This is a genomic window from Amycolatopsis vancoresmycina (assembly GCF_000716785.1).
Classification (GTDB): Bacteria; Actinomycetota; Actinomycetes; order Mycobacteriales; family Pseudonocardiaceae; genus Amycolatopsis; species Amycolatopsis vancoresmycina.
Window position 1 is genome coordinate 59,697 of the sequence record NZ_JNYY01000015.1, and the last position, 24,344, is coordinate 84,040.

Sequence of the window (24,344 nt, forward strand, 5' to 3'; positions counted from 1 at the left end):
GGAGACCACCGTGCACTCGTTCCTCAACATCAAGAAGTCCGCCCGGATCAGCGACGACTTCTGGGACGTCACCGACAAGGCCGGCCTGTTCGACGTCGTCGTGGCCGGGCTCGGCGACGGGCGCCACCGCGCGCTCGCCGACGGCCACGAGTTCGTCAACATGTCGTCGTACTCCTACCTCGGCCTCGACACGCACCCGCGGCTGGTGCGGGCCGCGGCCGACGCCGTGCTGGCCGAAGGCGCGCTGAACACCTCGACGTCCCGGATGCGGGTGCGCTTCGGCGCGTTGAAGGACGCCGAAGCCGCGCTGTCGGAGCTGTTCGACGTCGAAGCCGTCACCCTCAACTCGTGCGCCGCCGCGGCGTGGGCGGCGCTGCCGCTGGTCGCCTCGGGACTGTTCACCGAGGACGAGCCGCCGCTGATGGTGTTCGACAAGAACGCGCACTTCTGCCTCAACGCGATGAAGCCGAGCGTCGCCGACGAGACCGAAGTCGCCGTGGTGCCGCACAACGACGTCGAAGCGCTCGAAGCGTTGTGCAAGCAGCACAAGCGGGTCGCCTACGTCGCCGACGGCGTCTACAGCACCGGGGGACAGGCGCCGGTGAAGGACCTGCTGCGGCTGCAGGAGAAGTACGGCCTGTTCCTGGTCTTCGACGAGGCACACGGCATTTCGACGGTCGGCCACCGCGGCCGTGGCGTGGTCCTGGAGGAGCTCGGGCAGATCAACGACCGCACGATCATCATCACCTCGCTCAACAAGGGGTTCGGCGCGTCCGGTGGCGCGATCTTCCTCGGCAGGCGGGGTTCCCAGTGGCGGCTGGACACCGCGCAGCGCAACGGCGGGCCGCTGATGTGGTCGCAGCGGATCAACACCGCGGGCCTCGGCGGGCTGCTCGCGTCCGCCGAACTGCACCGGACCGACGAGCTGACGGTCCTGCAGCAGCGCCTGCAGGACAACATCGCGCTCTTCGACCGCTTGGTGGAGACCGGCGAGCGCGGGGACGGGCTGCCGATCCGGTTCGTCCGGGTCGGCTCGGAGGACGCCACCGTCCGGCTCGCCCAGGACCTGTTCCGCAACGGGTTCTACGTCTCGCCGATCTTCTTCCCGATCATCGGCCGCGGCAAAGCCGGCCTCCGGATCATGCTGCGCGCCAGCATGACCACGGCCGAAATCGAGCGGTTCGCCGCCCTGCTCGGCTCGCTGGGGGACGCGTGACCGCGCTGCTCTCGCACGTCGACACCGGTTCGCCGGAGTTCCGGCGCAACGTCGAGGACTTCGAAGCCAACCGGGAGGTCATCGCCGCGGCCCGGGCCGCGGCGCTGGCCGGCGGCAGCGACCAGGCCCACCGCAAGCACGCCGCCCGCGGCAAGCTGACCGCCCGGCAGCGTGTCGCACGGCTGCTGGACCCCGGCACGCCGCTGCTGGAGATCGGGCAGCTCGCCGCGCACGGCGTCTACGACGAGCCGGTGCCCTCGGCTGCGCTCGTCGTCGGGATCGGGCTCGTGGCGGGACGGCCGTTCGTGGTGTTCGCCAACGACGCCACGGTGAAGGGCGGCACCTACTTCCCGCTCGGCGTCCGCAAGCACCTGCGCGGGCAGAAGATCGCCCGGGAGAACGGCCTCGGCTGCCTCTACCTGGTCGACTCCGGCGGGGTGTTCCTGCCGCTGCAGGAGGACCTCTTCCCCGACGAGGACCACCTCGGCCGGATCTTCCGCAACATCGCCGAGATGTCGGCCGAAGGACTGCCCCAGCTGGCCGCGGTGATGGGCTCGTGCACCGCGGGCGGCGCGTACATCCCGGCGATGTGTGACGAGACGGTGATGGTGCGCGGCACCGGCACGGTGTTCCTCGGCGGCCCGCAGCTGGTGCGCGCGGCGACCGGTGAGGTCGTCGACGCGGAGACGCTCGGCGGCGCCGACCTGCACACCCGCGTCACCGGCGTCGCCGACCACCTCGCCGAGAACGACGACCACGCCCTCGAGATCCTGCGTGAGCTGGCCGCCCGCAGCACCCGGCCGCCGCTGTCACCGCCACCGCGGTCACCCCGGCCGCCGAAGTACGACCCCGCCGAGCTGCCCGGCGTGGTCAGCGCCGGGCTCAAGGAGCACATCCCGGCCCGCGAAGTCCTGGCCCGGCTGGTCGACGACAGCGAGTTCACCGAATACCGCGCCCGCTTCGGCCCGACGATGGTCTGCGGCACCGGGCACGTCGGCGGCTACCCGGTGGGCGTGCTGATCAACGACGGCGTGCTGTTCTCCGAGAGCGCGCAGAAGGCCGCGAACTTCATCGAAGTGTGCGCGCAGCGGGACATCCCGCTGCTGTTCCTGCACAACATCAACGGGTTCATGGTCGGTGCCGAGTACGAAGCCGGTGGCATCACCAAGCACGGCGCGAAGCTCGTCAACGCCGTGTCGTGCGCGAAGGTGCCGAAGTTCAGCCTGGTGATCGGCGGCAGCTACGGCGCCGGGAACTTCGCCATGTGCGGCCGGTCGATGGGCTCGCAGCTGATGGCCATGTGGCCCAGCGCGCGGTCCACTGTGGTCGGAGCGGAGCAGACGGCCAAGGTGATGACCCTGATCCGCGGTGACCAGCTCGCCAAGGAGGGCCGGGAGCTCACGCCCGAGGAGGAGGCGGAGATCCGCGAGCCGATCCTCGCCGCCTACGAACGGCAGGCGCAGCCGCTGTACTACGCGGCCCGGCTGTGGGTCGACGCCGTCGTCGACCCGGTCGAGACGCGGGACTGGCTGGCGCTGTGCCTGGCCATGGCCGCCGACGCGCCGAAGCGGGAGACCCGCTTCGGGGTCTTCAGGATGTGAGGGACGATGCCGAAGCGTGTGCTGATCGCCAACCGCGGGGAGATCGCCCGCCGGATCGCGCGCACCTGCCGCCGCCTGGGCGTGGACTACGTGGCCGTGCACTCCGACGCGGACGCCGGTGCGGCCCACCTCGAGGGCGCGATCGAGATCGTCCACATCGGACCCTCGGCGGCGCGGGAGAGCTACCTCGACATCGACGCCGTCGTCGAGGCCGCGCTGCGGACCGACTGCGACGCCGTCCACCCCGGGTACGGCTTCCTCTCCGAGAATCCGGCGTTCGCCGACCGCGTCACCCGCGCCGGGCTGGTCTACATCGGACCGGACGCGGCCACGATCGAGGCGATGGGGGACAAGGCCCGGGCCCGGGAGCTGATGGCCGCGGCCGGGGTGCCGGTGCTGCCCGGGTCCGAGCACGCGACCGAGTCCGCGGACGTCCTGCTCGCCGACGCCCGCCGGATCGGCTACCCGGTGATCCTCAAGCCGGTCGCCGGCGGCGGTGGCAAGGGCATGCAGGTGGTGCACGGCGACACCGAGCTGCCCGAGGCGGCCGCGGAAGCCGTCCGGCTGGGACGCGCCGGGTTCGGCGACGGCCGGCTGCTGGCCGAACGGTACGTCGCCGCGCCGCGGCACATCGAGGTGCAGGTCTTCGGTGACCGGCACGGCAACGTCGTCCACCTCCTCGAACGCGAGTGCTCGCTGCAGCGGCGGCACCAGAAGATCGTCGAGGAGGCGCCCGCACCGCACCTGTCCGCGACGACCCGCCACGCCCTGCTGGACGCGGCGGTCCGCGGCGCCACCGCGCTCGGCTACGTCGGGGCGGGCACGTTCGAGTTCGTCCTCGACGGCGACGGGCAGTTCTTCTTCCTGGAGGTCAACACCCGGCTGCAGGTCGAGCACCCGGTCACCGAGGAGATCACCGGCCTGGACCTGGTCGAGTGGCAGCTGCTCGTCGCCGACGGCGACCCGCTTCCGCTGCCGCAGTGGCAGATCCACGCCAGCGGGCACGCGATCGAGTGCCGCGTGTACGCCGAGGACCCGGAGCACGGGTTCCGGCCGGCGCCGGGCCGCGCCGAGGTCGTCCGCTGGCCCCGGGACGTCCGGGTCGAGGCCGCGTTCGACGATTCCGGCGCGGTACCGGGGTGCTACGACCCGATGGTCGCGAAGCTCGTGGCCACCGGACCCGACCGGCCCGCGGCGCTCGCCCGGCTCCGCACGGCCATCGAGGACACGACGATCCTCGGGCTCACGACGAACCTCGGGTTCCTGGCCGGCCTGCTGGCCGAACCCCGGGTCGCCGACGGCCGCGTCGACACCCACTTCGTCGACACCTGCACCGCCCGCCCGGCTCCGCACTCCCGGGACGCACTGGCCCTCGCGTGCGCGGCGGCGATGGCGGTGCCGGACCGGCCGGTGACCGCGTCCCCGTGGACCGGCACGATCGGCGCCTTCGACCGGGCCGCGCTCGACCCGGAAGCGCCGCTCGGCCGGGTCGTCCTGCGCCACGACGGCCGCGACCGCGAGGCCCGGCTGCTGTCCCGCGACCGGGCCGGGCTGCACGTCGAGACCGGCGGCCACCGGTTCGCCGTCCTCGCCGAGCGGGCCCCGGACGGGCTGTTCCACGGCACGGCCGGGACCACCCGCTGGACGGGTTTGCCCACCGCGGACGGCTACGAGATCGTCGTCGGCGGCCACCGCGTCGCCCTGGCGCGCCGCACCTTCGACGAAGGCGGCGGCGAAGCGTCCGACGGCGCGGTGCGCACGCCGATGCCCGGGGTCGTCGTCGGCGTGGCGTGCGCACCCGGTGCCCGGGTCGAAGCGGGGGAGCTGCTCGCGGTCGTCGAGGCGATGAAGATGGAGAACCGCATCCTCGCGCCCTTCGCCGGCACCGTCGAGCGGCTCTCTTGCGCCGCGGGCGACGGCGTCACCGCCGACCAGGTCCTGATCACCCTGAAAGCCGAAGGAGACACCCATGTCTGACGCACCGGCCCTGTTGTTCGTCGGCGGCGCCCGGCCGCTGAGCTTCAGCCTCGACATGGCGGCCGAGGCACTGGCCCAGGCGGCGGCGCGCGGGATCCGCGTGCACGTCACGAACACCGCGGAGGTCCTCGAGGCGACGGCGGACGTCGTCGCCAAGGCCGACGGAACGTCCGTCGTCGACGTGCTGCGGCCCGGCGAGTCCGCGGCCTGGGCACGCGGCAGCGGCGAGCGCTTCGACGCCGTCTACGCGCTGCAGGAACTGGCTCAGGTCGCCGTCGCCGAGACGGCCGAAGCGGTCGGCGCTCCCGGCAACCCGCCGGAGGCCGTGCACCGCGTCCGGACCAAGGACGCCTGCCGGGAAGCCCTGGCTGCCGCCGGGTTCCCGCAGCCGGTCGTCCGCCTGTGCGCGGACCTCGCCGAGGCGGAAGCGTTCCTGCGCGACCACACCGGGCCGTGGATCGTGAAGCCCCGCGACGCCATGGGCAGCACCGGTGTCAGCCTGGTGACCGAGGCTGCCGAGCTGCCCGCGGCCCTCGCCCTGCTGCCGGACGCGAAGGCGTTCCTCGTCGAGCAGTTCGTCGAGGGACCGGAGTTCAGCGTCGAGGGCGTCTTCCTGGGCGGCGAGCCGAAGATCCTCGCCGTCACGGCCAAGGAGAAGGTGCCGCCGCCGTTCTTCGTCGAGACCGGGCACGTGCTGCCCGCGCCCCTGCCGGACGCCCGGTGGCGCGAGATCGACGAGCAGGTCTCGGCCGCGCTGAAGACGCTCGGCCTGCGCGTCGGCGGCTTCCACGTCGAACTGTGGCTCACCACGGCCGGAGTCGTGCTCGGCGAGGTGCACGGCCGCTTCGGCGGCGACTGGATCCACCGCATGCTAGCCCACGCCATCCCCGGCCTCGAGCTGTACGGCCTGGTCTTCGACGACATGCTGGGGCGCCCGCTCCCGGAGGTCTCCCTGGAACCGAGCCGTGGCGCCGCCGTCCGGTACTTCACGCCGCCACCTGGGCGGCTCGCCGCCGTCGAGGGCTGGGACGAAGTGCTCGCCCACCCCGCGGTTCTGTATGCCGAGCTGGGCGTGCAGGCGGGCGACGTGATCCGGCCCCTGCACCGCTCCGGCGACCGCGTCGGCCTGGTCGTGGTCGGCGCCGACACCGCCGAAGCCGCGAGCGCGCTGGCCGCCGACCTCGTGAACTCGGTGAAGTTCGTGCCCGAGCCCGAACCCGACCGCCTGCCGGGCCTGTGGGCCCTGCGCTGACTTCGAGGACGACATGAGCACCGACATCGGCATCATCGGCACCGGCTCCGCCCTGCCCGATCGCGTCGTCCCCAACGCCGAGATCGCCCCGGCGGCCGGGGTCGACGCGGCGTGGATCGAACGCAAGACCGGCATCCGCGAACGCCGGCACGCCGCCCCGGGACAGGCCACCTCCAACCTCGCGGCGATCGCGGCCGACCGGGCGCTGCTGGCCGCCGGCCTGAGCCCGGACGACGTCGACCACGTCGTCGTCGCCACCTCCACCCCGGACCACCCGCAACCGGCCACGGCCAGCCTCGTCCAGCACCTCATCGGCGCCCGCTCGGCGAGCGCGGCCGACGTCAACGCCGTGTGCAGCGGGTTCGTCTACGCGCTCGCGATGGCCGAGGGGCTGCTGCACACGCGCGGCGGCGGCCACGCGCTGGTGATCGGCGCCGACATCTACTCCCGCATCCTGGACCCGCGTGACCGGAAGACCGCGATCCTGTTCGGTGACGGTGCGGGGGCGGTCGTACTCGGTGCGGTACCGGCGGGAGGGGGCGTCATCGGCACGCGGCTGCGCGGACACGGCGCCGGCCACGAGCTGATCGGCGTGCGGGCGGGCGGCAGCAGGCTGCCCGCGTCGGTCCGGTCGGTGCTGGACGGCGAGCACTTCTTCCGCATGGACGGCCGTGGCGTGCGCGAGTTCGTCACCGGGCACGTGCCGGGCGCGATCGCGGCCGCGCTGCGCGAGAGCGGGGTGCCCGCCGACGCCGTCGACCACCTCGTCCCGCACCAGGCGAACGGCGTCCTGCTGCGCGACCTCGCGGGCGCGCTCGGCCTGCCGAACGCCCGGCTGCACCTGACCGTCGGGGAGTTCGGCAACACCGGGGCGGCGTCCGTGCCGATCACCCTGGACGCCGCCCACCGGTCCGGTGCGCTGAAGACCGGGGACGTCGTGCTGCTGGCCGGGTTCGGCGGCGGCATGAACCTCGGCGTCAGCCTGTGCCGCTGGACCGCCACCCCGCCGCGACCGGGAGCCGGCGCGGAAAACCACGCCGGAGTCCTGTCCCACCGCTGAGAAAGGCCTTGCATGCCCGCGCTCCTGCCCCGCGGCGGACCACCCCGCCTGCTCGCCGTGGCGACCCTGGTCACGATGACCGGGTACGGCGTCTACCTGACCGCCGGAGTCCTGTACTTCACCCGGGCGGTGCACCTGCCCGCCGGCCAGGTGGGGGCCGGCCTGACCATCGCCGGCGCGGTGTCGCTCGCCGCCGGGATCCCGTTCGGGCACCTCGCCGACCGCCACGGCGCCCGCACGGTCTACGCGCTCACGCTCGTGCTGGGCGCGGTCTCCATGGCCGGGCTCTGCCTGGCCGAGGACTTCTGGTCCGTTGTGGCCTTCGCGAGTCTCGGTGCCGCCGCCCAGACCGCGGGACCGGCGGCCCGCAGCCCGCTCGTGCAGGAGTACGGCGGCGACCGGCCCGCGGAGTTCCGCGGCTACCTGCGTTCGGTGACCAACCTCGGCATCGCGCTCGGCGCGCTGCTGGCGGGCTGGGGCGTCGCGGCCGACACCCGCAACGCGTACCTGCTGCTGATCGGCGGCAGCGCGGTGTCCTACGCGGCGAGCACGGCCATCGTGCTGCTCCTCCCGGCGGTCCCCCCGAAACCGGCCGGGACCGGTCCCCGGTGGGTGGCGCTGCGAGACCGTCCCTACCTGGTGCTGACCCTGCTCGACGGGGTGCTGGCGATCCAGTACCGGGTGCTGACCGCGGCGGTCCCGCTGTGGCTGGTCGCCCGGACCACGGCGCCGAACTGGACGATCTCCGGCGTGATGGTGGTCAACACCGTGATCGTGGTGTTCTTCCAGGTCCGGGCGAGCCGCCGGATCGACACGACCCGGGCGGGCGCGGTGGCGTTCCGGCGGGCGGGGTTCGCGTTCTTCGCCGCCTGCGTGGGGATCGCGGCCATGGCGGGCGCGCCGACGTGGCTGGCTCTCGTTCTCCTGCTGGCGGCGGTCGTCGTGCACACGATCGGCGAGCTCTGGCAGGCCGCGGGCGGCTTCGAGCTGTCGTTCACGCTGGCGCCCCCGCACGCGGTCGGCCAGTACCAGGGCCTGTTCGGGATGGGACTGGGGCTCGGCGTGACGCTGGGGCCGGCGGTGCTGATCGCGCTGTGCATCACCTGGGGCACACCGGGCTGGTTCGTGATCGGGGGCGTTTTCGCGGCGACCGGCCTGGCCGTCCCCGCGGTGGTCCGCTGGGCCGAGCGCTCGCGCCGGCCGTCGGCCGAGCCGCAGGCCGCGTGAGGGCGTGGGCGCTCAGGACAAGTGTGCCGACAGCAGCCAGGCCGGTGCCGACTTGCGGCCGTTGCCCTCATCTCGGACGTCGCGGCCGGCGAAGCCCGCGAAATCCGGGAAGTTCTCGGGGACGTCGGCGTGGATGCGGGCCGGCCGGATCTCGTCGATCGTCCAGTACGCGCCCACCACCTCCCGCAGTTCCGCCGCCGAGACCGGGTTGACCTTGTCCGATGGCACGGTCGCGCTGTCGAAGACCAGCACGAAGTAGGACGCGCCGGGCGCCGCGGCGCGGACGATCGATTCCTGGTAGCCCCGGCGCCGCTCGACCGGCATCGAGTGGAACAGCGTGCTGTCGACGATGGTGCCGAACCGGCCGTCGTAGCCGGTGAACGTACTGATGTCGGCGACCGCGAAGGCGGCGCCGGCCAAGCCGCGCCGGGCGGCTTCCGCCCGCGCGAGCCCGATCGCGGTCGGCGACAGGTCCAGGCCGACCGTCGTGAAACCCTGCTCGGCGAGGCGGAGCGACGTCGCGCCCTCGCCGCAGCCGGCGTCGAGGACTTCGCCGTGGAAGGCGCCCGCGTCGATGAGCGCGGCGATCTCGGGTTGCGGTTCGCCGATGCTCCACGGCGGCCGGAGGCCCGGCCCCATCTCGGGCGCTTGGCCACGGTAGGCGGATTCGAACAACGCTTCGCTGGGTGAGTTCGTCATGCCCCCAGAGTGTCAACCGAGTTGATATATGTCAACATGGTTGACATGGAGAGTCTCCGCGACGAACCCCTCGGCTACCTGCTGCACCGGGTCACCGCGGCCCTGCGGGCCGAAGTGGCCGCCACCGTGCTCGGGCCGGCGGACCTGGCCCACCCCGGGTACCTCTGCCTGCGGATGCTGGCGCGGTCGCCGAAGTCGAACGCCGAGCTGGCCCGCGAGGCCCAGGTGTCGCCGCAGGCGATGAACAAGGTGGTCCGCGAGCTGCAGGAGCGTGGCCTGGTGACGCGACCCGCCACGGTGCCGTCCGGAAGATCGCTGCCCGCCACGCTGACCCGGGAGGGCGTGACCCTGCTGGCGCGCCTCGACCCCGCGGTGGCCGAGGCCGAGGACCGGGTCCTGGCCGGGCTCGGCGACCACGGCCGGCGCGAGCTCCGGCGGCTCCTCGTGGCGGCCTCCCGCCGCTGACGAAGATGCGACGTGTCGTGATTCGGACGCGGCCGCCCTAGTGACGGATCACGGCGCCGGCGCGAGCCTGGTGCGATGCACTGGAGATCATCTGTTCTGGTCGTGGCCTGCGCCGGCACCCTCGTCGCGGGCACCGCCGGAGCCGCGAACGCGGCGCCCGGCCCGCACGCGGCACCGTCACCCGCGGGCCTCGAACGCCATTCGGTCACCCTGCTCACCGGGGACGTCGTCCAGGTCGAGCGGCAGCCCGGCGGCAAGCAGGCCGCCACCGTGCAGCCCGGGCCGGGCCGGGAGAAGATCCGGTTCCACCAGCAGGAGGTCGACGGCCACCTCAGCGTCTTCCCCGAGGACGTCACCCCGCGGCTGGCCGCCAAGCAGGTCGACCGGACCCTCTTCGACGTCACCGAGCTGATCGCCGAGGGCTACGCCGACGAGCAGTCGGCGACCCTCCCGCTCATCCTCGGCTACCGCAAGGGCGCCGACCTCCGGCAAACCTCGGTGGCGGCCGACCTGGGCGTGACGCTGAGCAGCGTCAACGGCCGTTCCGCGCGGGCGAGCAAGGCGAACGCCGCCGCGTTCTGGACCTCCTCGGCGAACAGCGCGATCGAGCGGATCTCCCTGGACCGCAAGGTCCGCGCCTCCCTGGACCGCAGCGTCCCGCAGATCGGCGCCCCCGAGGCGTGGGCCGCGGGCTTCGACGGCACCGGCACCACGGTCGCCGTCCTCGACACGGGTTACGACCCTGCCCACCCCGACCTGGCCGGGCGGGTGACCGGGGCGGTCAACTTCACGACCAGCCCCGACACCACCGACCACTTCGGCCACGGCACGCACGTGGCCTCGACGATCGCGGGCTCCGGCGCCGCTTCGGGCGGCCGGCTCAAAGGCGCCGCGCCCGGCGCGAAACTGCTCGTCGGCAAGGTGCTCGACGACGACGGCTCCGGCTACGAGTCCTGGGTTCTCGCCGGGATGGAGTGGGCGGCGCACTCCGGCGCCAAGGCGGTCAACATGAGCCTCGGCGGCGGCCCGACCGACGGCACCGACCCGCTCAGCCTGGGCCTCGACGCGCTCAGCGAGCAGACCGGCACGCTCTTCGTGGTGGCCGCCGGCAACGACGGCGACCAGGGCGCCTACACGATCGGCTCGCCGGGCACCGCCGACGCCGCGCTGACCGTCGGCGCGGTCGGCCGCGACGAGAAACTGGCGTCGTTCTCCAGCCGCGGCCCGCGCCTGGGTGACAACGCCGTCAAGCCCGACATCACCGCGCCCGGCGTCGGCATCGTCGCCGCCCGCGCCGCGGGGACCGCGATGGGCGACGTCGTCGACGACCACTACACCGCCGCTTCCGGCACCTCGATGGCCACGCCGCACGTCGCCGGCGCGGCGGCGATCCTCGCCCAGCAGCACCCGGACTGGACGGGCAGGCAGCTGAAGGACGCGCTGGCCAGCACGTCCCTGACCGCCTCCGGGCTCTCGGTGTTCGAGCAGGGCGGCGGCCGGGTCGACGTGGCACGCGCGGTGAAGCAGAAGGTGTTCGCCACCGGCACGCTCGACCTCGGCGCGCTCGAGAACGGCACCGCTCCGGTGTCCAAAGAGGTCACCTACACCAACACCGGAACCACCCCGGTCTCGCTGAAGCTCGCGCTCGACGCCAAGTCCCTCGCCGGGGTCCCCGCCGGGGACGGGATCCGGCTCGGAAAGTCCACTGTGGACGTCCCGGCCGGTGGCCGGGTCACCGTCACGATCACCGGCGACCCGGCGAAACTGGCGGCGGGCACCTACAGCGGCCGGCTCACCGCGACCGCGGACGGGGTGGTGGTCCACACCTCGCTCGGCGCGGACAAGACCGCGCCCAGGCACAAGGTCACCCTCAGCGCACTCGACCTGCACGGCAAGCCGGCCGTCGCGCCGTGGCTGCTGATGTACGGCGAGGACTACCGCTTCGACCTGAACACCTGGCTCGGCGGCGGCAGCATGACGGTCGAGCTCGGCGCGGGCGTGTACTACCTGACCGCCGAGGTCGACGGGGGCGGCGACGGCCTGACCGTCTTCCAGGTCGTCCTGCCGGAGCTGCGGATCACCGGCGACACGGCCATCGTGCTGGACGCCCGCAAGGCGGTGAAGGTGGAGATCCAGACCCCCAAGCCGGCCGAGCAGGCCGGGATCTGGAGCTACTACACCTACCGGGAACTCGGGCCGCGCCGGATCGCGAACTACGCGATGCAGTTCGACTACACCCGCGAGCTCCGCGTCACGCCGACGCCGAAGGTGACCACCGGCGCCTTCGAGTTCGGCTCCCGCTGGTCGAGGATCGCGCCACCGTTGACGGTGAACGTCCTCGGCGGCCGCGACCCGCTGACGAACCGCTACCTGCCCGGCTCGCCCAAACTGGACGGCCGGCGGCTGCTGCTAGGGCCTGTATCGAAGTCGTCTCCAGCAAGTTGAGCTGGTGCTGGGCGTGTCGGTGGCCGACATGGGTGAGGTCTCCGGTAGGTGGTTCGTCGACCAAGAAGAACCTGAACACCGGAGACCTCGTGGACACCCTAGCGGTGACGAGGCGGTTCGATCTGACCGACGAGCAGTGGGCAGCGCTGGAGGCGTTGTTGCCCGTGCCGTCGCGGCCGGGTCGGCCGTCGTTGTGGAGCAGACGGCAGTTGATCGACGGGATCCGGTGGCGGGTGCGCACCGGCGCTCCGTGGCGGGACATGCCCGAGGGATATGGGTCCTGGGCAGCGGTTTATGGCCTGTTTCGGCGGTGGCAACGGGCTGGTGTCTGGCAGCGAATTCTGACTGCGTTGCAGGCTCTGGCCGAGGCGGCGGGGCGGATTACGTGGGATGTCAGTGTGGATTCCACGATCGCGCGGGCGCATCAGCATGCGGCGGGGGCGCGGAAAAGGGGGATCTGCAGGCCGAGCCGCCTGGCGGGGTCATCGTCGAGCCGGAGGATCATGCGTTGGGGCGGTCGCGGGGCGGGTGGACCACGAAGCTGCATCTGGGGTGTGAGCAGGGGCAGAAGCCGTTGTCGATCGTGCTGACCGCGGGGCAGCGTGGCGATAGCCCGCAGTTCGTTCCGGTCCTGGCCGGGATCCGGGTGCCCCGTCCGGGCGGTGGGCGGCCGCGGACGCGTCCTGATCGGGTGCTGGCGGACAAGGCTTACACGTCGAAGGCCAACCGTGCTCATCTGCGCGGTCGTGGGATCAAGGCGACCATTCCGAGCAAGGCCGACCAGGACGCGCATCGCAAGGCCAAGGGGTCGAAGGGCGGCCGGCCACCGGCCTTCGACCCCGAAATCTACAAGCAGCGGCACGCGGTCGAGTGCGGGATCAACCGGCTCAAACGCCACCGTGGGGTGGCCACTCGCTATGACAAGCTCGCTGTCCGCTACGAAGCCACCGTCCACGTCGCTGCGATCAACGAGTGGCTATGACCCACTTCGATACAGGCCCTAGCCGTCTCGGCCGGGCAGGGCAAACCGGCGGACTTCAAGAACGTGCGCGGGAAGGCGGCGATCGTCGACCCGGACCCGGCGGACTACGACCGCGACGGGGTTTCCCGCGCGGCCGCGGCCGCCGGGGCGGCGATGGTCTTCATCGTCGTGCCGGACGGCTGGGGCACCGCCTCGGTGCCGTCGGTCAGCGCGGCGCCGTTCCTGCCGATCCCGACCGTCCAGCTCGACCGGGACCAGGGGCTGGCGTTGCTGGCCACCATGAAGTGGTTCCCGGCGCTCCTGAGCCTGCAGGGGGTCCCGGTCAGCCCGTACCTCTACGACGTGGTGCAGACCGAGCGCGACCGGATCCCGGACAAGCCCGTCCACCGGGTCACCGCGGCGAACACCGCGGCCGTCACCACCCACTACCGCCAGACCGGCAGCGGCGGGGAGGCCAAGGAACAGCGGTTCGCCTGGAAGCCGTGGCAGGACTTCGCCGTCAACGAATACCAGCGGCGCGTGGCGACACCGTCGACCCGGGAGGAGTACGTCAGCTCGGGGGACACCCTGTGGCAGCACCGGGTCAGGCACGGCCTGATCTGGGACGAGATGTCCCCGCTCACCGGCGGCATGACCACGGCACCGCGCACCTACGCGAACGGGGAGCACGTCACCGAGGACTGGTTCGCGCCGGTGGTCCGGCCCGCCATCCCGCGGGGCGTGCCGGGCCTGGACTCGACCCGCGAAGGCGACAAGCTCCGGATCCGGATCCCGGAGTTCGCCGACAGCCAGGCCGGGCACTACGGCTTCAACGAAGGCGACGACCAGGCCGGACCGGCGGTCACCTCGGCGAAACTGTTCCGCGACGGGCAGCTCGTGTCGGAACAGCCGTACGCGTTCGGCACGTTCCCGGCCGGCGCGGACCCGGCGACCTACCGGCTCGACCTGTCGGTGCGGCGCGATTCGCCGGAGTGGCTGTTCGGCACCGGCACGCAGACGTCGTGGACGTTCCGCTCGGCCCGCTCGGCGGCACCGGCGCTGCTTCCGTTGCTGCAGCTGGATTACGCGGTCGAGGCGGACGCCGGTAACCGGCTCCCGGCCGGTCGCCAGGCCCGGATCGGCCTGTCCGCCCGGTTCCAGGACGGGATGGCCACGCCGGACGTGCGGTCGATGAAGGCCTGGGCGTCCTACGACGACGGCAGGACCTGGCGCGCGGTCGACGTCAAGCGCACCGGGAAGTCCTACGAGGCCACGATCGAGCACCCGGCGCTCGGGGCCACGAACTCCTACGTGGCGTTGCGCGTGCAGGCGACCGACACCGCGGGCAACGCCGTCGACCAGACGGTGCTGCGGGCGTACGGGCTCAGTTCGAAATAGCGTCGCTCAGGGGTCCCGGGTGCCTTCCGCCGGCCGGCAGGGGGTACCCGGGGCTCGGCTCGTCCAGCCAGCCGAGCTTGCTGGCCTGCCAGGCCAGCTGCATCCGGGTGCGGGCGTCGACCCGGCGCATGAGGTCCTGCAGGCGCCGCTGGACGGTCCGGTAGCTGACGTTGAGCTGGGTCGCGATCGACTTGTCGCTGACCCCGCCGATGAGCAGGGACAACAGCCTGCGCTCGTCGGGATCGAGGTGGGGCGTGGGCGCGGTGTCGCCGATCCGCAGCGGAGAAGCGCGTTCCCAGTAGACCTCGAACAACGCGACCAGCGCGGAGAGCAGGCTGCTCTCCCGGACGAGCGCGGCGGTGGGCTCGCCGGTGCTGTCGTGGCTGACCAGCGGGCACAGCGCCACCCGGCGGTCGGAGATGGCCAGGCGCACCGGCAGCTTCGAGATCGAGCGGGCGATCTCGCCGCCTTCGATGCCCTCCAGGACGTTGACGATCCGGCCGGGCTCTTCGAGCAGGCCGGTCTCGTAGATCACCCGGTACTGCACGCCGCGGGCCTGCGCCAGGGCCTCCTCGACGTTCTCCGACGCCGCCATCGCGACGTTGCCCTCCAGGCAGAACCACAGCGACTCTTCGCGGGCGCCGCGCTGGATGGCCAGCGCCTGCCGCCGGATCGCGTCCACCCCGGTGACGACCTCGACGAGCTGCGCGGAGTCACGCCGCCGCGCGCTGCCGCGGTACTCCTCGGCGAGCTGGGACACCGCGGCCCTGGCCGCCTCCAGCTTCTCCTGGCCGTGCACCAGCAGCGGGCCGAGGGAGACGTCCGGCGGCGCGGACGTGTACTGCCCGTCGGCCAGGTTGACGAGCCCCTTCGCCAGCAGGACGTCCAGGATCGGCTGCACCTCGCCGCGGCCCACGCCGGCCCGCCCCGCGATCTCTTCGGCCGCGGTCCGGTACCCGCCGACGACCACGCGGTAGACCCGTTCTTCGTCGGGTGTCATGCCCAGCGCTTCCAGCACCCTGCCTCCTAGCCACGCGGCCGGCTGTTCCCATCGGCGTCGACGGCTCGCTGACAACGTACAACGCGGCCCGGGACCGCGTTGCGACGCAGGACGCCGGTCACAGCGTGCCGTGGCGGCCGGACGCCACGGCACGCACGGGTGCTTCGAAGAGGTCCGCGATGCGGGCGTAGCCGGCGTCGTTGGGGTGGAACCAGTCGTCGGCGAGGCTGCCGCGGACCGGGCTCAGCGCCGGGCCGCGCAGCTCGGCGACGCGCACGCGGTCGTCGGCGTCGATCAGGGCGTTGATCGCCCGTGCTTCGGCGTTGCGCCTCGGCAGGGTGGCGACCACGGACCGGCCCGGCGGGAGCTGCGCGAGCAGCCGGCCGAACCGCGCGGCGGTCCCGCGGCGGCGCGCCGGGGTGAGCATGTCGTTGGCGCCCACCAGGACGGTCACCAGTGCCGGTGGCATGGGCAGGGCGTGCAGCCGGGGGAGCTGGTGGTCGAGGACGTCGGCGATCCGGGCGCCGGAAGCCGACAGGTTGACGACCGCGAACGGCTCGCCGAGCCGGGCGTGCAGGCGGGGAACCCAGCCACCGTCGGGGGTGCGGGCGCCGATGCCCTGGGTCATCGAGTCGCCGAGCGCGACCCAGAGCGGCCGTCCGGTGGCGAGGGCCGCGCGGTTGGCTTCGTCCCACGCTCGCGCGAAGGGTTCCTTCTGCGCGCGGACCCGGCGGACGCCGGGCAGCACGACAGCGGCAGCGTCGAGCAGCCGGCCCGACCACGTGCGCCTCGGCAAGGGTGTCCTCCTGGTTGGCTTTGCCCGGGCATTCGGAGCCGGCCGCGCCGCGGATGGGACACCGCCTCCGACGAGCCCTCGTCGCCGTTCGGGCGGCAAAGCTGCCCGGTTTACTCTCGTTCGCGCGACGTTCCCAGGCCGCCGTGACGTCAGGTGTAGAAGGTGGTGAGGCCCGCCGGTGATCGGCGGGGAACGGGGGGACAGGGGTGGAGCGGACGACGTGTTGTGTCGTGGGGGGCGGCCCGGCGGGCATGGTGCTGGGCCTGCTGCTTGCGAGGGCCGGGGTCGAGGTCACGGTACTGGAGAAGCACGAGGACTTCCTGCACGACTTCCGCGGCGACACCGTGCAGCCGGCGACCCTGCAGCTGCTCGACGACCTGGGACTGGGGGAGCGGTTCGCGCGACTGCCCCAGACCCGGATCACCGACGTCGTCCTGCCGGACGGGGCCGGTGGGGTCCGGTCGATCGGGGATTTCGGTGCGCTGCGCAAGTGGGGGGTGCGGCACCCGTACGTGGCGATCGTTCCGCAGTGGGACCTGCTGGACCTGCTCGCCGACGCCGCGAGGGCGGAGCCGGCGTTCCGGCTCGCGATGGGGACCGCGGTGACCTCCCTCGTTCGCGAGGGCGGCCGGGTCGCCGGGGTCCGCTACCGCGCGAACGGGGCTGGCGGTGCGGCGGTCGACGGCGAGCTCCGGGCCGACCTCACGGTGGTGTGCACCGGCCGGAATTCGGTGCTGGCCGCGGCGGCCGGGCTGGGCGTGACCGAGTACGGCGTCCCGTTCGACACCTGGTGGTTCCGGCTTTCGCGCCGGGAAGGCGAGCAGGTCGGCCGGCTGACCCGGCGGCCGGGCCGGGGCCGGTTCGCGATCGTCATTCCCCGGGAGGGCTACTTCCAGATCGGGTACGTCGCCCGCAAGGGCACCGACGGCCGGCTGCGTGCCCGCGGCATCGACGCGTTCCGGCGCGACGTGGCGGAACTCCTCCCGGAGTACGCCGACCGGGTCGGCGAGCTGGTCTCGATGGACGACGTCAAGCTCCTCGACGTCCGGCTCAACCGCCTGCGCCGGTGGCACGCCGAGGGTTTGCTGTGCATCGGGGACGCCGCCCACGCCATGTCGCCGGTCGGGGGCGTGGGCGTCAACCTCGCCGTCCAGGACGCCGTCGCGACCGCGGCCCTGCTCGCCGGGCGGCTGCGGCGGGGTGCGGTGCGCGGGGCCGACCTCGCCCGGATCCGGCGGCGCCGGTTGCCGTCGCTGCTCCTGGTGCAGGCGGTGCAGCGGATCATGCACGCCGACCTGGCCGGCGCCCTCGGGTCCGGGCGGCAGGCCGGTCCGGCGGGCCGGCTCCTGACCGCGGCACACTGGGTGCCCGTCCTGCAGACGGCGGCGTTGTACCTGGTCGGCGTGGGGTTGCGCCCGGAGCGGGCCCCGGCATCCGCTCGGCGCGACGGCACGCCGGCCGGTCCCGGCCGAACAGCCGGGCGCGGTCGACGGTGCCGTTGAGGTCACGGCACCCGGCCGGTGAGTCACAACCCGGCTGCAACCGGGCTGCGGTACGCATGCCGGATGGCGCGCTCCACCGCGGGCCCGGACGCAAGGGGGACTCCCGATGAGAACAGCGGTGCTCGCAGCGGTCGTGCTGCTGCTCGGCCCGGGAACAGCGGTGCCCGCGGGCGCGGTGGCCCCCGTCTGCGGGCCCGCGTCCGTGGCCGTCACCGACCAGACCCTCTACGAGGGCACCCCGGCCGCCGAGGAACCCAGCTCGTACACCACCTTCACGTTCACCGTGTCCGTCACGGCGGCCGCGGGGTGCGTGCCGGCCGGCTCGGTCGCCTACAAGACCGAGGACGGCTCGCCCGGCGCGACCAGCCCGGCCGACTACGTCCCCGCCGCGGGACGGCTGAGCTGGACCGGTGACTCCGGCCCGCGCACCGTCGCCGTCCAGGTCGTCAAGGACGCCGTCCGGGAGCCGAACGAGCCGTTCCTGCTGCGCCTGTCCGATCCGGTCGGGCTGGTACTGGCCGACGACCTGGCCGCGGGCGGGATCGTCGACGACGACGGCGGCGACGGGCCCGCGGTCGTGGTCTCCACCGACGGCGGCAAGATCTGCTGGCGGGTCTGCACCGTCGGGGTCGGGCTCGGGCTCGGCGGCCCGGCCAAGGCACCGGTCACCGTGCACTACCGGACCTTGCCCCTCGGCACCGGCGAACCGGCGTACGTGCCGGTCAAGGACGCGACGGTGACGATCCCGCCGGGCGCGTCCGGCGGCAGTGCGGTGGTCGAACTGCTCGACGGCAAACCCGGCCAGCGCGAGTCCCGGTTCGTGCTGGAGCTGTTCGCTCCCTCGGCCGGCACGCTGGGGAACGCGCGGACGGAGGTGACGATCAAGCCTGGCGCTTAGCCACCTCGCCGGCTTCGGCCGTCGCGTTGGCCTGGGTGTACAACGCGGCGGCCGTGGCCCACTGCCGGGCCGCGTCGGCGGGCCGGCCGAGCCGCGCCTCGAGGTCACCGAGATCGCGGTGCAGGTGCGCCTGCTCGTAGCCGTCGGGCACGGTGGCCCGCACGGCCAGCCCGCGGTCCAGGTGCTCGCGGGCGGCGGCGAGGTCGCCCGCGCCGAGCCGGGCCCGCCCGAGGTGCTCCAGCGCGGCCGCCTCGCCGTGCCGGTCGCCGACGTCGCGGCTGATGTCGAGGGCCTGCCCGAAGAAATCCGCCGCGGTGGCGAAGTCGCCGCGGTCGAGGTGGACCCGGCCGGCGTCGAGCAGTGCCTCCCACTCCAGCCAGCGGTCGCCGAGCAGCCGGCTGACCGCGAGCGCCCGGCCGAGGTGCGCCAGCGCCGCGTGGTGGTCCCCGCGCTGCAGGTGCGCCTCGCCGAGCGTGTCCAGCGTGGCCGCCTCGAGCCGGGCATTGCCGAGCGCGCGGAACGTCGTCAGCGCCGCGGTCAGCGGTGCCAGGCTCTCCGAGGCGCGGCCCATCCGGACGTAGGTGTGGCCGAGGTTGCGCTGGGACAGCGCGTGCCCGAGGTCGTTCCCGGCCGCGGCGTTGCGGGCCACCGCGAGCCGGTGCGCGGCAATGGCTTCGTCGAAGCGGCGCAGTTCGGCGTAGGCGTTGGCGGTGTTGTTGTGGATGTGCCCTTCGCCCTGGACGTCCCCGGCGGCCTGGGCCGTCCGCAGCGCGGCCGCGTTGGTCTCCAGTGCCTCCGGCAACCGCCGGGTCATGAAGTACGCGACACCCAGCGCCCGCAGCATCTCCGCCTCCGCCAGCGGGTCGCCGAGCCCGGTCGCGGCGGCGGCGCCCTCGCGGCACAGCTCGACGCGGGTGTGCCAGTGCCCGGCCGTGTCGTAGAAGCTGGTGAGCAGGTACGTCAGCTGCCACGCGGCTTCGGCGCGGCCGTGTTCGCGGGCGAACCGCACCACCGGCAGCAGGTTGTCGCGCTCGGCGGTGAGGAAGGTCAGCGCGCCGTGCCGGTCGGCGCCGACCGGGACTTCGGGCGCGGCGAACCGCGGTACCGGCGTGACCAGGTCGCGGTTCGGGTCGATGGCCCGGTTCGCCGCCGCCACGGCCACCAGGTACCAGTCGACGAGCCGGTCGGCGATCTCCGCGTGGGCGGCCGGGGGCTCGTCGGCCCGCGCGCACTGCCGCGCGAACTCGCGGATCAGGTCGTGGAACCGGAACCGGCCCGGACCGGCGGCCGTGACCAGGTGCGCGGCGGCGAGCCCGGCCGCGGCGCGGTCGCCGTCGGTGCCCGGCACCCCGCAGAGCGCGGCCCCGAGCGCGGCGCTGAACGTGGCCCCCGGGCCGAGGGCGGCCCGGCGGAAGAACCGGGCCTGCGCGGCGGCCAGTGGCCGGTAGGCCGTGGCGAGCACCGCCCGGACCGTGCGGGAATCCCCTTCCACGGCCAGGGTTTCCAGCCGCCCGGCCCCGGCCAGCTCGGCGGCGAGCTCGGCGATCGGCCGCTTCGGCGCACCCACCAGCCGGGCGGCCGCGATGCGCAGCGCCAGCGGCATCCCGCCGCACAGCCGCGCCACCCGCGCCGCCGGTCCCCGCTCGCGCCGCACCCGCTCGGCGCCCAGCACCCGGTCCAGCAGCGCGACGGACTCGGCGTGCCCGAAGGCGTCCAATGCGACCGGGCGCACGGCGTGGCGGGTGCTGAGCGCGGCCAGGTGCTGCCGGCTGGTGACGACCAGCAGGGCCGGGCCGGTGCCCGGGATCAGCGGCAGGACGTCCTCGAGGCCGGCGACGTTGTCCACCACGACCAGGCAGCGGCGGCCGTGCAGCAGCGACCGGTACAGCGCGGCGCGCCCGGCCTGGTCGCCCGGGATGTTCTCGTCGGGCACGTCGAGGCCGCGCAGCAGGTGCGTCAGCGCCCGGGCACCCGGCAGCGGGTCGGCCGGGTCCTCGCCGCGCAGGTCGAGGAACAGCCGGCCGTCGGGGAAGCGGGCCGCGACCCGGTGTGCCCAGTGCAGCGCCAGCGCGGTCTTGCCCATGCCCGCCGCGCCCGAGACCACCACCACCGGCCGCTCGGGCTCGTCGAGCACGGCGTCGAGCGCCGCGAGCTCGGCTTCGCGTCCGGTGAAGTGCCCGACGCCCGCGGGCAGCTGCGAGGGCCCGGTCGCGGCCGGGCCGAGGTCGAGGGCGGGGTCGCGCCGCAGGATCGCCGTGTGCCGGGCCAGGAGTTCGGGACCGGGGTCGACGCCGAGCTCGTCGGCGAGCCGCCGCCGCAGCCGCTGGAAGGCGTCGAGCGCGTCGGTGTGCCGCCCGCAGCGGTAGAGGGCGAGCATGTGCAGCCCGGTCAGCCGTTCCCGGGTCGGGGCGGCGGCGAGCAGCCGGGGCAGCTCGTGGACGGCCTGTTCGTGGTGGCCCAGCCGCAGTTCGGCGTCCCAGAGGTCCTCCACTGCGCCCAGCCGCAGTTCGTGCAGCCGGTCGACCTCGCGCCGGCCCCAGCCGGCGGGCACCGCGTCGGCGAAGGCGTCCCCGCGCCAGAGCGTGACCGCCGCGCGCAGGGTGGTGGCCGCCCGCTCGACGGCGCCGGCCGCGAGGTCGGCCGCGCCCGCGCGGACCTGCTGCTCGAAGCGGTACGCGTCGACCGCCACCGGCGGCACGGTGAGCAGGTAGCCCGGCTCGCGGGTGACCAGGACGCCCGGGAACCCGCAGCCCTCCAGGGCCTGGCGCAGGCGTGCGACGTGGCTGTGCAGCGTCTTGACGGCGGTGCGCGGCGGGTCTTCGCCCCACAGGACGTCGACCAGCCGCGGGATCGGCAGGACGGTGCCCGCGTGCAGCGCCAGCACCCCGAGCACGACCCGCTGCCGCGTTCCGTGCAGGGTCGCGGGCCCGCCCGGGCCGATCGCTTCGACCGGCCCTAGCACGCGCAGTTCCCCGGGTTGGGACACCCCCGTCTCCTTCCCGCGCGGCACCACCGCTCAGCGAGCGTAACCAGCGCGAAGGGGGTCGAAAACAGCCAACCAGCTGATCCGCGGGGGCCGCGACAACCGGTTCACAACCGGTCGCGGTGACGCTCGGTTCGAAGTTCCAGTTCCGACTCTGTGAGGGAAACCGGATGAGCACCAGATCGCGGCCCCAGCGCCGCAGACCGTTGACCGCCGCGTTCGCGTTCGCCGCCGCGGCCGCTTTCCTGCCCGTGGTCCCCGCGGCGGCGGCCCCGGCCGGCGCGCCGCAGGCCAACTCGCCGTGCGGGCCGCTCGACGTCGCGTTCGTCGTCGACGACACCGGCAGCATGGGCCCGGCGCTGACCAACATCAAGAGCGAGCTGGGCAACATCGCCACGGCCGTGCAGGCCAACTCCGGCAACGACTACCAGCTCGGCCTCGTCACGTTCAAGGACGACGTGACGGTGCGGACCGACCTCGCGCCGCTCAACCTGGCCGCGGTCACCCCGCAGATCAACGCGTTGACCCCGGTGGGCGGCAACGGCGAGCCCGAAGCGTCCGACGAGGCCGTCAACACCGCCGTCAACGACCTGCCCGCCGCCGGGCGCCCGCAGACCGGCGACTTCTCCGGGACCTGGCGCACCAACGCGACGAAGATGGTCATCCTGGTGACCGACGCCCACCCGGGCGGCTTCGACGACACCTTCACCGCGGCCGACCAGGCCAACGCCCACCTGCGGGCGGTGCAGGCGGCGAACAAGGGCATCAAGGTCTCGGCGGTCTACGTCCAGACGAACGCGCTGCCCGGCATCTCGACGATCATGCAGGACTACGCCACCACCACCGGCGGCACGTACGCGGCGACACCGGCCAGCGGCGCGGGTGCGGGCGCGGCGATCCTCGACGCGCTCAAGAACTGCCGCAAGACCGACGTGTTCATCAAGGACGCGCCGGCCGACACCGGCGTCGCACCGCACGGCCTGAACCCGATCTGGACGAGCCCGGACATCAAGGTGTGCACGACGCTGCCGCCGTGCGCGGGCACCAACCCGGTCGTCGGCGCGGCGAACTACGTGGTCGTGACGCTGAACAACCCGGGCCCGGGCGGATCCGGCGCGTCGACCGGCCACGTCGAAGTCTCCTACACCGCGCAGGGCGGGGCGGCGCTGTGGCCGACGGACTGGATCCCGATCGGGTCCTCGCCGACGGTGACCGTGCCGGCGGGCACCACCCAGGTGACGATCCCGTGGGCGGCGGTGCCCGGACCGGGCCACTTCTGCCTGCTCGCCCGGTGGATCTCGGCGACCGACCCGATGACCTCCCCCGAGCTGCCCGGCTCCAACACGCTGGTCAACACGCGGAACAACAACAACATCGCGTGGCACAACGTGGACACGATCAAGCTGAGGCCCGGTACGCCGGTGACGCACCCGTTCACCCTCGGCAACCCGGCCGCGGACCGGCCCACCCCGACCGACCTGCTCATCACCCAGCCGGGCAAGCCGTTCGCGGGCGGCCCCGGCAAGGTGGTGATCGACCTCGGCAAGGTGCTGGCCGAGCGCTGGCGCCAGAGCGGCCAGAAGGGCATCGGCGTGCGTCAGGTGGGGGAGACGCAGGTCGAGATCACCGGCGGCCAGCAGGCGGTGCTGCAGGGCCTGCTGATCCAGCCGAAGGAGCGCCTGGAGACAGCGGTGACGTTCACGGCGGCGGACGCGGCGGCGGGCACGGACTTCGTGGTCCGCGTTTCCCAGTCGTCCGGCGATGAGGACCTCGGCGGCGTCGAGTTCCAGCTGTCGGCCGAGGGATAACCCGGATCCGGGCGGCCACCTCGATCGGGCGAGGTGGCCGCCCGGCGTGCCGTGCGGCGGTGGCGCCGCAGAGCACGGACAACAGGTCGCTGTGTCAGTTCAGCAGGTGTGTAAGAGGGTTTTCACCTGTTCCGCGGGGCCGGCCAGCGGCCGTGGATGCGTTCTTGGCCGGGGTGCGGGTGGTGCACAGTCCCGGAGGTCGGCCGCAGCCGTTCGCGGGTGAGCACGGCCAGCCGCAGCAGGGGGCCGACCAGCCGGTCGTAGAGCCGGGGCAGCAGCCGGAAGCCGGTGATGACGAGCGGGTTGCCGGGGCCGATCGGCACCGACACGTGCCGGCGGGGCCGGTCGGCCAGCCGGGTGATCGCCGCGGCCACCCGTTCGGGGGCCAGGACGGGCCAGGGTGGGCGGACGGCGTGGCCGGTGTAGTTGGCGGCCTGGTAGTAGATGGGGGTGTTGATGCTGCCGGGGCTGACGATGCAGACCGACACGCCGGGCTCGTCCCGTGTTTCCTGCTGCAGGGTGCGCAGCACGGCCCGCTGCCCCCACTTCGAGGTCGCGTAGGCACCCATCTGCGGGACGGTGATCGATCCCAGCAGCGAGTTGACACCGATGAACGTGCCGGCGTGCTGGCGGCGCAGGACCGGCAGCACCGCGCGGGCCAGGTGGAGGGTGCCGTGCACGGCGGTGTCGACGACGGCGGTGAACACGTCGGCCGGCATCGCCTCGACGCTGCCGTACCCCATGACCGTCGCGGTGTGCACGACGACGTCGATCCGGCCGTGCCGGTCCAGCGTCCGGGCGACGATCCGGCCGGCGGCCGCGGGGTCGGTGATGTCTTCGGCGAGGGTGTCCACAGTGGAGGCTCCGGCGTGCCGGCAGGCGGCTTCGGCGGCGTCGAGCGCTTCGGCGCTGCGGGAGACGAGGACGAGCTTGCCGGCCCGGCCCGCGAACGCGACCGCGGTGGCCAGGCCGATCCCGCTGGTGGCGCCGGCGACCACCACGATCCGGCCCGTCGCGGCGCGGGCACGGTCCGGTTTCAGGCGACTGCGCATGACG

Annotated in this window: 17 protein-coding genes and 1 pseudogene; 13 read left to right on the top strand and 5 right to left on the bottom strand. The window is 73.6% G+C overall.

Features of this window, described 5'->3' with window-relative positions; all coding sequences use genetic code 11:
• The first annotated feature begins 10 nt into the window (after positions 1–10).
• Genes OO60_RS31515 through OO60_RS31540 form a run of 6 tightly spaced genes read left to right on the top strand, consistent with a single transcriptional unit; the run spans position 11 to position 8,333 of the window.
• On the top strand, positions 11–1,216 hold the full coding sequence (locus OO60_RS31515; RefSeq protein ID WP_004559469.1) for an 8-amino-7-oxononanoate synthase family protein: 1,206 nt from the start codon (positions 11–13) through the stop codon (positions 1,214–1,216).
• On the top strand, positions 1,213–2,817 hold the full coding sequence (locus tag OO60_RS31520; RefSeq protein ID WP_033262699.1) for a carboxyl transferase domain-containing protein: 1,605 nt from the start codon (positions 1,213–1,215) through the stop codon (positions 2,815–2,817). The genes OO60_RS31515 and OO60_RS31520 overlap by 4 nt, the downstream gene beginning before the upstream one ends.
• 6 nt (positions 2,818–2,823) lie before the next feature.
• Positions 2,824–4,794 (top strand): acetyl/propionyl/methylcrotonyl-CoA carboxylase subunit alpha, encoded by a 1,971-nt coding sequence (locus OO60_RS31525; RefSeq protein ID WP_003053728.1) that lies wholly within the window; start codon positions 2,824–2,826, stop codon positions 4,792–4,794.
• Entirely contained in the window at positions 4,787–6,046 is a 1,260-nt protein-coding gene (locus OO60_RS31530; protein ID WP_003053730.1) for an ATP-grasp domain-containing protein, read from the top strand. Before OO60_RS31525 ends, OO60_RS31530 begins: the two co-directional genes overlap by 8 nt.
• Before the next feature lie 13 nt (positions 6,047–6,059).
• On the top strand, positions 6,060–7,106 hold the full coding sequence (locus tag OO60_RS31535) for a 3-oxoacyl-ACP synthase III family protein (RefSeq protein ID WP_003053732.1): 1,047 nt from the start codon (positions 6,060–6,062) through the stop codon (positions 7,104–7,106).
• A gap of 12 nt (positions 7,107–7,118) precedes the next feature.
• Positions 7,119–8,333 (top strand): MFS transporter, encoded by a 1,215-nt coding sequence (locus OO60_RS31540; RefSeq protein ID WP_033262700.1) that lies wholly within the window; start codon positions 7,119–7,121, stop codon positions 8,331–8,333.
• Between the two features lie 12 nt (positions 8,334–8,345).
• Here OO60_RS31540 and OO60_RS31545 read toward each other — a convergent pair whose 3' ends face one another.
• On the bottom strand, positions 8,346–9,032 hold the full coding sequence (locus OO60_RS31545; protein ID WP_033262701.1) for a class I SAM-dependent methyltransferase: 687 nt from the start codon (positions 9,030–9,032) through the stop codon (positions 8,346–8,348).
• A gap of 45 nt (positions 9,033–9,077) precedes the next feature.
• Between OO60_RS31545 and OO60_RS31550 the strand changes: the two genes are divergently transcribed.
• From OO60_RS31550 to OO60_RS31565, 4 genes and pseudogenes are all read left to right on the top strand, one after another.
• Entirely contained in the window at positions 9,078–9,497 is a 420-nt protein-coding gene (locus OO60_RS31550) for a MarR family winged helix-turn-helix transcriptional regulator (RefSeq protein ID WP_003053738.1), read from the top strand.
• Positions 9,498–9,572: 75 nt separating this feature from the next.
• Positions 9,573–11,942, top strand: a complete 2,370-nt coding sequence (locus OO60_RS31555) for a S8 family peptidase (protein WP_081911282.1) — start codon at positions 9,573–9,575, stop codon at positions 11,940–11,942.
• 104 nt (positions 11,943–12,046) lie between these two features.
• Positions 12,047–12,924: pseudogene (locus OO60_RS46030) on the top strand (IS5 family transposase).
• 63 nt (positions 12,925–12,987) lie between these two features.
• Positions 12,988–14,301, top strand: coding sequence for a hypothetical protein (locus tag OO60_RS31565; RefSeq protein WP_003053747.1), 1,314 nt, complete (start codon positions 12,988–12,990; stop codon positions 14,299–14,301).
• Here OO60_RS31565 and OO60_RS31570 read toward each other — a convergent pair.
• Together OO60_RS31570 and OO60_RS31575 are read right to left on the bottom strand one after the other, a co-directional pair.
• The gene (locus OO60_RS31570; RefSeq protein ID WP_003053749.1) at positions 14,288–15,319 is read right to left on the bottom strand and encodes a helix-turn-helix transcriptional regulator; all 1,032 of its coding nucleotides are present in this window, start codon (positions 15,317–15,319) and stop codon (positions 14,288–14,290) included. The genes OO60_RS31565 and OO60_RS31570 overlap by 14 nt on opposite strands.
• 100 nt (positions 15,320–15,419) lie before the next feature.
• Positions 15,420–16,097 carry an SGNH/GDSL hydrolase family protein gene (locus tag OO60_RS31575; RefSeq protein ID WP_033262702.1) on the bottom strand — a complete coding sequence of 226 codons (678 nt, stop codon included), beginning with the start codon at positions 16,095–16,097 and terminating at the stop codon, positions 15,420–15,422.
• A gap of 206 nt (positions 16,098–16,303) precedes the next feature.
• Here OO60_RS31575 and OO60_RS31580 point away from each other — a divergent pair, with 206 nt between their 5' ends.
• Both OO60_RS31580 and OO60_RS31585 read left to right on the top strand, forming a co-directional pair.
• Positions 16,304–17,599 (top strand): FAD-dependent oxidoreductase, encoded by a 1,296-nt coding sequence (locus OO60_RS31580; RefSeq protein ID WP_167346742.1) that lies wholly within the window; start codon positions 16,304–16,306, stop codon positions 17,597–17,599.
• Between the two features lie 106 nt (positions 17,600–17,705).
• A complete protein-coding gene (locus OO60_RS31585; RefSeq protein WP_033262703.1) occupies positions 17,706–18,497 on the top strand; it encodes a Calx-beta domain-containing protein in 792 nt (263 codons plus the stop codon).
• Here OO60_RS31585 and OO60_RS31590 read toward each other — a convergent pair.
• A complete protein-coding gene (locus OO60_RS31590) occupies positions 18,481–21,483 on the bottom strand; it encodes a BTAD domain-containing putative transcriptional regulator (protein ID WP_244885608.1) in 3,003 nt (1,000 codons plus the stop codon). The genes OO60_RS31585 and OO60_RS31590 overlap by 17 nt on opposite strands.
• A 167-nt stretch (positions 21,484–21,650) precedes the next feature.
• On the opposite strand from OO60_RS31590, the gene OO60_RS31595 reads away from it, so the two are divergent.
• Positions 21,651–23,288, top strand: coding sequence for a vWA domain-containing protein (locus OO60_RS31595; RefSeq protein WP_240490686.1), 1,638 nt, complete (start codon positions 21,651–21,653; stop codon positions 23,286–23,288).
• A gap of 122 nt (positions 23,289–23,410) precedes the next feature.
• Here OO60_RS31595 and OO60_RS31600 read toward each other — a convergent pair whose 3' ends face one another.
• Entirely contained in the window at positions 23,411–24,340 is a 930-nt protein-coding gene (locus tag OO60_RS31600; protein WP_003081197.1) for an SDR family NAD(P)-dependent oxidoreductase, read from the bottom strand.
• Between the last annotated feature and the right edge of the window lie 4 nt (positions 24,341–24,344).

Coding starts and splice junctions, on each gene's coding strand:
- OO60_RS31555 (WP_081911282.1), top strand. CDS start 9,573: ATGCACTGGAGATCATCTGTTCTGGTCGTGGCCTGCGCCGGCACCCTC.
- OO60_RS31535 (WP_003053732.1), top strand. CDS start 6,060: ATGAGCACCGACATCGGCATCATCGGCACCGGCTCCGCCCTGCCCGAT.
- OO60_RS31600 (WP_003081197.1), bottom strand. CDS start 24,340: ATGCGCAGTCGCCTGAAACCGGACCGTGCCCGCGCCGCGACGGGCCGG.
- OO60_RS31595 (WP_240490686.1), top strand. CDS start 21,651: ATGAGCACCAGATCGCGGCCCCAGCGCCGCAGACCGTTGACCGCCGCG.
- OO60_RS31525 (WP_003053728.1), top strand. CDS start 2,824: ATGCCGAAGCGTGTGCTGATCGCCAACCGCGGGGAGATCGCCCGCCGG.
- OO60_RS31585 (WP_033262703.1), top strand. CDS start 17,706: ATGAGAACAGCGGTGCTCGCAGCGGTCGTGCTGCTGCTCGGCCCGGGA.
- OO60_RS31540 (WP_033262700.1), top strand. CDS start 7,119: ATGCCCGCGCTCCTGCCCCGCGGCGGACCACCCCGCCTGCTCGCCGTG.
- OO60_RS31530 (WP_003053730.1), top strand. CDS start 4,787: ATGTCTGACGCACCGGCCCTGTTGTTCGTCGGCGGCGCCCGGCCGCTG.
- OO60_RS31550 (WP_003053738.1), top strand. CDS start 9,078: ATGGAGAGTCTCCGCGACGAACCCCTCGGCTACCTGCTGCACCGGGTC.
- OO60_RS31545 (WP_033262701.1), bottom strand. CDS start 9,032: ATGACGAACTCACCCAGCGAAGCGTTGTTCGAATCCGCCTACCGTGGC.